Source organism: Streptomyces sp. NPDC059851 (assembly GCF_042732005.1).
Lineage (GTDB): Bacteria > Actinomycetota > Actinomycetes > Streptomycetales > Streptomycetaceae > Streptomyces.
The window spans coordinates 1-9706 of record NZ_JBHWJJ010000209.1 but is presented as its reverse complement, the minus strand read 5'-3'; the positions used below and the strand labels follow the sequence as shown (position 1 = coordinate 9706).

The following is a 9706-nucleotide window of genomic DNA, read 5'->3' as shown; positions in this document are numbered from 1 at the left end:
GGCCGGGGCGGACCCGTATCCGGCAGCCCGGAAACCGTTTGCGGTACCGGCCGGGCCGGGGCTAGGAAGAGCCGGTGATCCAGGGACGACTGGCCGGGCTGCGGGCCCGGCACACCGAGGACGTCGCCGTGCTCCACGCCGAGCTGTACGAGGACGTCGCCACCCGCTCGCGCGCCGACTCCCGGCCCTGGCGGCCGCTCCCCGCCGCCGGCGGCCACTCCCCGTACGAGCCCGGCGCCCCGGCCGACGACTCGGCCGTCTTCTCCGTGGTCGAGCGCGCCTCGGGCGCGCTGGCCGGGGAGGCGCTGCTGTGGGGCATCGACACGCACAACCGCTGCGCCCACGTCGGCGTCTCGCTGCGCCCCGGAAGCCGGGGCCGCGGGATCGGGGCGGAGGCCGTGCAGCTGCTGTGCCGGTACGGGTTCACCGTGCGCGGGCTGCACCGGCTCCAGGTGGACACCCTCGCCGACAACACCGCGATGATCAGCGCCGCGCGGCGGGCGGGGTTCACCCTGGAGGGCACCCTGAGGCGTTCCGCCTGGGTGTCCGGGGAGTTCGTGGACGAGGTGGTCCTCGGCCTGCCCGTCGACGAGTGGAAGCAGCCCTGACGCCGCCCCGATGAGCCGGCGCCGGTGCGCTGCCGCTGGCCAACAGTGGCCTCTGGCGCGGGTGTTGCGCGTGCGTTAGCGTGCGGCCCCGGAGTGGGGGGAGGCCCGGTGGCACGTCGCGACAACACGTCCTGCGCGGGAACGGGCTACGCGGGCTACCTGCTGCTCGGTGTCGTGGGGCTGGGCGGCTGTCTGCTGGCCCTCCCCGTCCTGCTGCCGGACCTGCTGGCCGAGCGGACACCGCCGTTGAAGGTGGAGGGCGCCGACCAGTGGGCCGTCGTCCACGCCGTCCCGGTCGTCGTGGCGTGCGTGCTCACCGCCGTGGCGGGGCGGGGCGGGCGGTTCGTGTGCTGGCTGTTCCTGCTGCGGACCGCCCTCCTGCTGGCCGCCGCCGTCGGGGCCGCGCTGTACGTCGAGGGGCTGGTGGCCGGGCGGCCGTGGAGCGTCCGGGCCCCGGTGGAGGGACTCGTGGCCGGGCTCGTCGCCCTCGTCACGCACCTCCTCGTGCGCCGGTGGGACGAGCGGCGCGGGGCGCGCCCGTTCCCGGGCGAGGTGTGGCTGGCCATGGTGCCGCTGCGGGAGGACCCGGAGCGGCAGCTGCGGCACTACTGCGTGGTGCTGGAGACGGGCTCCGGCGGGGCGCGGGTCGCCCAGATCACCAGCAAGGACAAGGACGGGCGCCGCGACCACATCCGGATCCCGAACACGGGCTGGGACGAGGTGTCCGGCCGACCGCACTGGGTGGAGATCGGCCGGCAGCCGCGTGTGGTGCCGTACCGCAGGTTCCTCAAGTCCCGCCCCCAGGGCCGCTGCCCGGACGCGGTCTGGGCGCAGCTGCAGTCCCGGCGGCCGGCCGCGCCGGCGCGGCCGGCCGGTACGGGCAGCCCGCAGTGGACGGCCTCCCGGCTGTTGCGGGGAGTGCTCGCCAGGTACCGCGGCTGAGCGGGGACGCGTACGACGCTCAGAGGCGGTGGACGCGCTCCCCGGGTAGGCCCAGCGGCCACCGCCCGGAGGTGAGGATCCGCACCCCTGGGGCTGCGGCGAGCAGCTCCCGGAGCCAGGCCAGCGCCTGCGGAGTGAGGGACTCGCCGCCGTCCAGGACGAGCAGCATGTCCCGCTCCGCGAGCCACGACAGGGTGCTCGCCGCCCCGCGCGGCAGGAACGCCGTCCCGGGAACGCAGTCCAGGGCCGCCGTCAGTTCGCGGACGCCGCAGCTGCGGTCGATGCGGACGACGGCGGCGCCGTCGCGGAAGTTCGACGCGAGCCGCTCGGCGATCTCCCGCACCAGCAGGCTCCGCGGTTCCCGGAACCGGCCGGTGACCGTCAGCACCCGGCCGCGCCGAACGGCGGTCAGCAGCCCGGACAGTTCGTCGGACGTCGCCGGCAGCGTCCCGGCGCGACCTGGTTCCCTCATCGGCACGATGCCCCCCATTGCATGCGTGTCCATGCGCGGCCAAGGGTGGAATCGGGCCGCGTACCGCCGATTATCCGCCAGCCCTGACGCAGTACCAGGGGAATGCCGCAATCCGGCGAAACGGTCCGCCTGTCCGCGACCCGACGTAGCACCGCTCGGCCGCGCGCTGTACGCGCCGGCGGGAACGGTTGTCCGGAAGCCGGTAATCGGCTCTACTGCTCTTCAACCCGGAAGCCCGGGCATATTCCAGGGAGGACACGCACGATGAGAGCGGACCGGACAGGAGGCCGCCGCGCACGGCGGCGGGCCGGAAGCCGATCCGAACGACGACGGGCCTCGCACCGGCGCCGGCCGGGCTTCCGCGGCCGTCCCCTCGTGACCCTGGTCCTGTCCGGTTTCCTGCTCCTCGGCGTCTGCGCGGTCGGCACGGCCCTGGACCCCTTCACGGCCGGGGCCGGCCAAGACACCGCCGTCCCCGGCATCGGCGAGCCCTGGCCCGCCGCACCGGGCGGCTCCGGCGCCGGCGGCAGGGCGGCCCCCGCCCCCGGCAAGGGCCAGGGGGACCCCGGGAAGGGCAAGGGCCCGGCCCCGGACGCCGGCGACACCGGCGACCACCGGCCCGCGGGTGCCCTCCCCTTCGACATGCCCGAGCCGGCCGCCCTGCGCGCCGCCGCCGGCCCTGGCAAGAAGCTGGTGTTCGCGCACTACTTCACCCCGTACCCGCTCTCCCTCGACAACGTACGGGCGGACAAGGACTACTACACCCGCAACTACTTGAACCCCGACGGCGAGAACGGCAAGCACGAGCGGTACGGCGGCCTGCTGCGCGACCGGCCCCTGCCCGTCAAGCCCAAGGGCGGCAACTGGGAGCTCGCCAACCTCCGCCAGGAGGTGCGCACCGCGCGCACCGCCGGCCTCGACGGCTTCACCCTCGACATGCTCTCCCTCAGCGGGCACAACTGGGACCGGGCCAACCTCCTGATGGAGGCGGCCCGTTCGGTCGACCCCGGCTTCAAGATCATGCTGATGCCGGACATGACGTCCCTGAAGACGGACGACCCGGCCGTCCTCGCCGACGCCGTCGCCGCCCTCGGCAGGACCCCCGCCGCACACCGCCTCGGCGACGGCCGGCTCGTCGTCTCCCCGTTCAAGGCGGAGGCCAAGGACCCGGCCTGGTGGAGCCGCTTCATGGACCAGCTGAAGTCGCGGCACGGCATCCGCACCGCGTTCGTCCCGACCTTCCTCGACTTCGATTCCCACCACGAGCGGTTCGCGCCCATCAGCCACGGCTTCTCCGAGTGGGGCTCGCGCAGCTACGTCGGCCAGGACGGAGCCGCCCGCGACGTACGGCGGGCGCACGACATGGGCAAGGTGTGGATGCAGCCCGTCTCCGTCCAGGACGCCCGCCCCAACCAGGGCGTCTTCGACGAGGCCGGCAACACCGCCACCCTGCGCACCACCTGGACCCGCGCCATCGAGGACGGCGCCGACTGGGTGCAGCTGACCACCTGGAACGACTACTCCGAGGGCACCCAGTTCGCCCCCTCCGTGCACAACGGCCACGCCTACCTCGACCTGACCTCCTACTACCTCACCCGCTTCAAGACGGGCAGCTGGCCGAAGATCGTCCGCGACACCCTGTACGTCTCGGCCCGCACCCAGTTCGCATCGGCCGACCCCACCGGCGACCAGTCCTTGACGATGTCCCTGCGCAAGGGCAGCGCCGCGGCCCGCGACACGGTGGAGGTGCTCAGCTTCCTGAAGGCCCCGGCGACCGTCCGCACCAGAACGGGTTCGACCACGAGCACGCACGAGGCGCCGTCCGGACTCCACTCCAAGCTGCTGCCGCTGCGGACCGGCTCCAACTCGGCGGTCGTCGTCCGCGGCGGGAAGCCGGGCGCCAAGGCCGAGATGCCCCGCCCGGTGCAGCGCACGGTCAAGGTCCAGGACCTCCAGTACCACGCCGTCACCAGCGGCCGGAACTGAGCCCGTACGGGCGTACGCCTGTGCGACCCCGCCTCCGGGGCGGCCCTGCCTCCGAGCCCGTGCCTGCGGAACCGGGCCCCTGCGTTGCGGTCCCGCCGGGCCGGCCCCGCCGCGGGGTGGGCCACCCTGGCGGGATTGGCCCTTCCCGGCCGTCCCCGCGCCGTCGATGATCCGGAGACGACCGCACCGTCCACTCCGTGGAGGATCCGTGACCCAGCCGACCAGTGACGCGCCGACCGGCGACCCGACCGGCAATCCGACCGGGCGACCGACCGGAATCCCGGGCGGCGGCCACGCCACCCGCGCCGACGCCTCCACCGGGGCGGCGGCCCGCGCCGCGGCGCCCTCCGTGTTCCCCGGCGGACCCGGCCTGTTCCGCCTGGACCCGGGCGTCGCCCACCTCAACCACGGTTCGTTCGGCGCCGTCCCCGTCCCGGTCCAGGAGGCACAGGCCGCGCTGCGCGACGAGGCGCACGCCGACCCCGACGCCTTCTTCATCGGCGCCCCCGACCGGATCGCCGCCGCCCGCACCCGTATCGCCGCCCACCTGGACGCCGACCCCGACGGCATCGCGTTCGTCTCCAACGCCACCGAGGGCGCCAACCTCGCCCTTGCCGCCGTCCCCCTGGCCGACGGCGACGAGATCCTGGTCACCGACCACGGCTACGGCACGGTCACCGCGGCCGCCGCCCGCCGGGCCCCCGTCACCACCGTGTCCCTGGACCCGTCCCTGCCCGACGAGGACGCCGTACGCGAGACCGTGCTCGCCGCCCTGACACCCCGTACGAAGGTGGCCGTCCTCGACCACATCAGCTCGCCCACCGCCCGGGTCCTCGCGACCCCCGCCCTCCTCGCCGACCTCGCCGAACGCGGGATCACCACCGTCGTCGACGGCGCCCACGCCCCCGGCATGCTCGCCGACCCGCTCGCCGGAGGCGCCGACTTCTGGTTCGGCAACCTGCACAAATGGGGCTACGCACCCTCCGGCAGCGCCGTCCTCGCCGTCGCCCCCGCCCACCGCGGCCGCATCCGCGCGCTCGTCCCCTCCTGGGAGGACCAGCACGGATTCCCCCGCTCCGTCGAGAACCGGGCCACCGCCGACTACACCGGCTGGCTCGCCGCCCCCGAGGGCCTGGACCTCCTCCAGCGGCTCGACCCCGCCAAGGCCCGGGCCCACAACGCCGCGCTCGCCGCCTACGGCGCGGCCCTGCTCGCCGAACTCCCCGGGATCACCCCGCTGCCGTACACCGAGGGCCTGGCCATGCGCTCCCTGAGGCTGCCGCCCGGACTGGCGGGCACCCCGGAGGACGCCCGCGCCCTGCGCGAGCGGATCGCGGCCGAGGAGGGCATCCGGGTGCTGATCTGGCCGTGGCCGGGCGGCGGCGGCATCCGCGTCTGCGGGCAGCTCTACAACCGCCCCGAGGAGTACGAGCGCCTCGCCGCCGTCCTCCCGCCCTTCCTGAACTGACCGCCCTCAGCCGCGCCTGAGCAAGTACGTGTCCATGATCCAGCCCTTGCGGGCGCGGGCCTCGGTCCGGAGCTCCTCGATCCGGCCGGAAACCTCCGCCAGCTTGCCCTGTACCAGGATCTCGTCCGGGGTGCCGACGTAGGCGCCCCAGTAGATGTACAGGTCCTGGTCCAGGTGGGCCGTGAAGGCGTGCCGCGCGTCCAGCATCACCACCACGTCGTCCGCGTCCGCGGGCCATCCCTCGGCCAGCCGCCGCCCGGTGGTGATCTGGACCGGCCGCCCCACCCGGTTCAGGGTGGTGCGGTGCCGGGCCAGCAGCGCGGAGATGCTGCTGACGCCCGGTACCACCTCGTGCTCGAAGGCCACCCGGCCCCGTTCCAGCACCTCGTCGAGGATCGCGAGGGTGGAGTCGTACAGCGAGGGGTCGCCCCACACCAGGAACGCGCCGGTCTCGCCGTCCGCGAGGTCCTCGGCGATGAACCGCTCGAAAATCTCCGCCCGCGCGCTGCGCCAACCGTCGACCGTCGGCGCGTACGCGGCCGGGGTACGGTCGCGGTCCGGGTCCCGACCCTCCACGAGCCGGTGGCCGGGGCGGGCGTGCGCGGCGAGCATCGCACGCCGCAGCCCGGTCAGGTCCGCCTTCTCCTCGCCCTTCTCCAGGATGAGGAACGCGTCCGCCGCGCCGATCGCCCTGACCGCCTGAAGGGTGAGGTGGTCCGGGTCGCCCGCGCCTATGCCGATCACTGAGAACTTCTTCACGCGGCTATTCTGCCCCCCATGCGTGCCGCCCTGTTCGTCACCTGCGTCAACGACGCGCTGTACCCCCGCACCGGGGCCGCCGTCGTACGCCTGCTGGATCGGCTGGGCGTCGAGGTGGACTTCCCGGCGGCCCAGAGCTGCTGCGGGCAGCCCCAGTACAACACCGGCTACCGGCGCGAGAGCGAACCCCTGCTGCGGCGCACCGCCGAGGCCTTCGCCGGCCACCGCTACGTCGTCACCCCCTCCGGCTCCTGCGCCGCGATGATCCGCACCCACTACCCGCGCATCGGCCGCCTCGCGGAGCGGGAGGGCCGCGGCTCCCGGGCGGCCCGGCTCGCCGAGGACCTCGCCCCGCGCGTGTACGAGCTGACCGAGTTCCTCGTCGACGTCCTCGGGGTGACCGACGTCGGCGCCCACTTCCCGCACACCGTCACCTACCACCCCTCCTGCCACGGCCTGCGCGGGCTCGGGCTGGGGGACCGACCGCGCCGACTGCTCGCCGCCGTCGAGGGCCTGGAGCTGGTCGAGCTGCCCGGCGCCGAGGAGTGCTGCGGATTCGGCGGCACCTTCGCCGTGAAGAACCCCGACCTGTCGGCGGCCATGGGCGCCGACAAGGCCGCCGCCGCGGCGGCCACCGGCGCCGAGGTGCTGTGCGGCGGGGACAACTCCTGCCTGGCCCACCTCGACGGCGTCCTGCGCCGCCGCGGAGCCCCGCTGCGCACCCTGCACCTCGCCGAGATCCTGGCCTCGACGCAGGAGGACCCCCTCGTATGACGGGCACGTTCATCGGCATGCCGGCCTTTCCCGCCGCCGCGCGCGAGGCCGTCCGGGACGAGGTGCTGCGCGCCAACCTGCGGTACGCCACGCACACCATCCGCGACAAACGGGCCCGCGCCGTCGCCGAACTCGCCGACTGGGACCGGCTCCGCGCGGCCGGCAAGGCCGTCAAGGACCACACCCTGCGCCACCTCGACCACTACCTGATCCAGCTGGAGGAGTCCGTCTCCGCCGCTGGCGGTACCGTCCACTGGGCCGCCGACGCGGCCGAGGCCAACCGCATCGTCACCGGCCTGGTGCTGGCCACCGGCGAGCGGGAGGTGGTGAAGGTGAAATCGATGGCCACCCAGGAGATCGGCCTCAACGAAGCCCTGGAGGCCGCCGGGATCGCCGCCTACGAGACGGACCTGGCCGAGCTCATCGTGCAGCTCGGGCGCGACCGCCCCTCCCACATCCTCGTCCCCGCCATCCACCGCAACCGCGCCGAGATCCGGGACGTCTTCGTCCGGGAAATGGGCCGCTGGGGCCGGCCCGCCCCGGACGGCCTCGGCGATGACCCGCGTGAACTCGCCGAGGCCGCCCGCCGCCACCTGCGCGAGAAGTTCCTGCGCGCCAAGGTCGGCGTGTCCGGCGCCAACTTCATGGTCGCCGAGACCGGCACCATGGTCGTCCTGGAGTCCGAGGGCAACGGCCGGATGTGCCTGACCCTCCCGGAAACCCTGATCTCGGTGGTGGGCATCGAGAAGGTCGTGCCCACCTTCCGCGACCTGGAGGTCTTCCTCCAGACGCTGCCGCGCTCCTCCACCGCCGAGCGGATGAACCCGTACACCACATCGTGGACCGGAACCACGGACGGCGACGGCCCCTCCGCCTTCCACCTCGTCCTCCTCGACAACGGCCGCACCGACGCGCTGGCCGACGAGGTGGGCCGCCAGGCACTGCGCTGCATCCGCTGCTCCGCCTGCCTGAACGTCTGCCCCGTCTACGAACGCGCCGGCGGCCACGCCTACGGCTCGGTCTACCCCGGCCCGATCGGTGCCGTCCTCAGCCCGCAACTACGGGGCACCGGCAGCGCGATCGACGCCTCCCTGCCCTACGCGTCCACCCTGTGCGGGGCCTGCTACGAGGTGTGTCCCGTCGCCATCGACATCCCGGAGATCCTCCTCCACCTGCGCGAAAGGGTGGTCCAGGGCGGCCCTGTGACCCGAGGGGGCATCCGCGTGCGGATCCGGCCCGCCCACGGCCACACCGCCGAGCGGGCCGCCATGCGCGCGGCCCGGCTCCTCCTGGACCGCCCGGGCGCGCTGCGCGCCGGGGAGCGCCTGCTGGCCCGGGCCCGACGCATCCGCCCGCGCCGGCTGCCGGGGCCGGTACGGGCCTGGACGGACAGCCGCGAGCTGCCGGAACCGCCGGCCGAGCCCTTCCGCGACTGGTGGGCCCGTGAACGCGGCGCGGGCCGCGGCCGCCGGGGCGACGACCGAGGGGGCAGGGCATGACCAGCAGGGACCGCATCCTGGGCCGCATCCGCCGGGCGGTGGCGGACCCCGGCCGCACCCGCCCGGACCCGGACCGCATCCCGCGGGACTACCTGCGCGCCCACGCCGACCGCACCGCGGCCGAGAGCGCCGACCTACTGGCCGCCCACCTCGCCGAGTACCGGGCCAAGGTCCACCGCACGCACGAGGCCGCCCTGCCGGACCTCCTCGCGCGGCTCCTGGCGGACCGGGACGCGCGCACGGTCCTCGTCCCGCCGGGCCTGCCCGCGCACTGGCTCGGCACGGCCACCGCCCGGCGCGTTCCCGACCGCGCGGAGGCGACCCCGTACGAACTGGACGCCGTGGACAGCGTGGTCACCGGCTGCGCCCTCGCCATCGCGGAGACCGGGACGATCGTCCTCGACGGGCGCCCCGATCAGGGCCGCAGGCGCATCACCCTCGTCCCCGACCACCACATCTGCGTGGTCCGCGTTCCCGGGCAGCTGGTGGACTCCGTCCCCGAGGCGCTCGAACGACTCGACCCGACCCGCCCGCTGACCTGGATCTCCGGTCCCTCCGCCACCAGCGACATCGAACTCGACCGGGTGGAGGGCGTGCACGGCCCCCGGACCCTGGAGGTCGTCCTGCTCACCGCATCCGCACAATAGGAACCATGTCCGCACACATCGCCCTCAGCGCCCTCCTGGTCCGCGACTACGACGAGGCCGTCGACTTCTACACCCGCGCGCTCGGCTTCACGCTCGTCGAGGACACGCCGCGCCCCGACGGGTCCCGCTGGGTCGTGGTCCGCCCGCCGGGAGCCACCGAATCCGGGCTGCTCCTGGCCCGCGCCAAGGACGAGGACCAACGCGCCCGGGTCGGCGACCAGACCGGCGGCCGCGTCGGCTTCTTCCTCCACACCGACGACTTCGCCCGCGACCACGCCCTCATGACCGCGCAGGGCGTTCGCTTCCTGGAGGAGCCGCGCCACGAACCGTACGGCTCGGTCGCCGTCTTCGAGGACCTCTACGGCAACCGCTGGGACCTCCTCCAGCCGACCCGGGAGGCCTAGTAGTGCTTTGTTAGCTGGTCTTGTCACGGTTGGTGTTCGGTAGTTCGCTGCTTATGAGGGCGGGTGAGCTTGCTGCGTGTCGGGGCCGGTTGGAGGAGTTCGCCGGGGAGGTGTTCGCGCCGTTGGTGCGGCGGGATCAGCGGGCGA

At 74.4% G+C, this 9706-nt stretch carries 10 protein-coding genes; 8 read left to right on the top strand and 2 right to left on the bottom strand.

The genetic code is table 11. The features are described from left to right. Positions 1-74 precede the first annotated feature (74 nt). Both ACFV7Q_RS37035 and ACFV7Q_RS37030 read left to right on the top strand, forming a co-directional pair. Positions 75-608 carry a GNAT family N-acetyltransferase gene (locus ACFV7Q_RS37035; protein ID WP_385435341.1) on the top strand — a complete coding sequence of 178 codons (534 nt, stop codon included), beginning with the start codon at positions 75-77 and terminating at the stop codon, positions 606-608. A gap of 108 nt (positions 609-716) precedes the next feature. After that, positions 717-1550: a hypothetical protein gene (locus ACFV7Q_RS37030; protein WP_385435340.1), complete on the top strand. Its 834-nt coding sequence runs from the start codon at positions 717-719 to the stop codon at positions 1548-1550. Between the two features lie 19 nt (positions 1551-1569). Here ACFV7Q_RS37030 and ACFV7Q_RS37025 read toward each other — a convergent pair whose 3' ends face one another. Continuing rightward, entirely contained in the window at positions 1570-2055 is a 486-nt protein-coding gene (locus ACFV7Q_RS37025; RefSeq protein WP_385435339.1) for a hypothetical protein, read from the bottom strand. A gap of 342 nt (positions 2056-2397) precedes the next feature. On the opposite strand from ACFV7Q_RS37025, the gene ACFV7Q_RS37020 reads away from it, so the two are divergent. Together ACFV7Q_RS37020 and ACFV7Q_RS37015 are read left to right on the top strand one after the other, a co-directional pair. Continuing rightward, entirely contained in the window at positions 2398-4008 is a 1611-nt protein-coding gene (locus ACFV7Q_RS37020) for a glycoside hydrolase family 71 protein (protein ID WP_385435338.1), read from the top strand. Between the two features lie 208 nt (positions 4009-4216). Further along, on the top strand, positions 4217-5476 hold the full coding sequence (locus ACFV7Q_RS37015) for an aminotransferase class V-fold PLP-dependent enzyme (protein ID WP_385435337.1): 1260 nt from the start codon (positions 4217-4219) through the stop codon (positions 5474-5476). 6 nt (positions 5477-5482) lie between these two features. On the opposite strand, the gene cobF is transcribed toward ACFV7Q_RS37015, so the two are convergent. Next, the gene (gene cobF, locus ACFV7Q_RS37010) at positions 5483-6235 is read right to left on the bottom strand and encodes a precorrin-6A synthase (deacetylating) (RefSeq protein ID WP_385435336.1); all 753 of its coding nucleotides are present in this window, start codon (positions 6233-6235) and stop codon (positions 5483-5485) included. Between the two features lie 18 nt (positions 6236-6253). Between cobF and ACFV7Q_RS37005 the strand changes: the two genes are divergently transcribed. The 4 genes from ACFV7Q_RS37005 to ACFV7Q_RS36990 are packed head-to-tail and all read left to right on the top strand — an operon-like array spanning position 6254 to position 9559. After that, on the top strand, positions 6254-7009 hold the full coding sequence (locus ACFV7Q_RS37005; protein WP_385435335.1) for a (Fe-S)-binding protein: 756 nt from the start codon (positions 6254-6256) through the stop codon (positions 7007-7009). Further along, complete coding sequence (locus ACFV7Q_RS37000; protein WP_385435334.1) at positions 7006-8508, top strand: lactate utilization protein B; 1503 nt, start codon at positions 7006-7008, stop codon at positions 8506-8508. The genes ACFV7Q_RS37005 and ACFV7Q_RS37000 overlap by 4 nt, the downstream gene beginning before the upstream one ends. Further along, positions 8505-9155, top strand: a complete 651-nt coding sequence (locus tag ACFV7Q_RS36995; protein ID WP_385435333.1) for a lactate utilization protein C — start codon at positions 8505-8507, stop codon at positions 9153-9155. The genes ACFV7Q_RS37000 and ACFV7Q_RS36995 overlap by 4 nt, the downstream gene beginning before the upstream one ends. A 5-nt stretch (positions 9156-9160) precedes the next feature. Continuing rightward, positions 9161-9559 (top strand): VOC family protein, encoded by a 399-nt coding sequence (locus tag ACFV7Q_RS36990; protein ID WP_385435332.1) that lies wholly within the window; start codon positions 9161-9163, stop codon positions 9557-9559. The last annotated feature ends 147 nt before the right edge of the window (positions 9560-9706 follow it).

Coding starts and splice junctions, on each gene's coding strand:
- ACFV7Q_RS37025 (WP_385435339.1), bottom strand. CDS start 2,055: ATGGACACGCATGCAATGGGGGGCATCGTGCCGATGAGGGAACCAGGT.
- ACFV7Q_RS37005 (WP_385435335.1), top strand. CDS start 6,254: ATGCGTGCCGCCCTGTTCGTCACCTGCGTCAACGACGCGCTGTACCCC.
- ACFV7Q_RS37000 (WP_385435334.1), top strand. CDS start 7,006: ATGACGGGCACGTTCATCGGCATGCCGGCCTTTCCCGCCGCCGCGCGC.
- ACFV7Q_RS36995 (WP_385435333.1), top strand. CDS start 8,505: ATGACCAGCAGGGACCGCATCCTGGGCCGCATCCGCCGGGCGGTGGCG.
- ACFV7Q_RS36990 (WP_385435332.1), top strand. CDS start 9,161: ATGTCCGCACACATCGCCCTCAGCGCCCTCCTGGTCCGCGACTACGAC.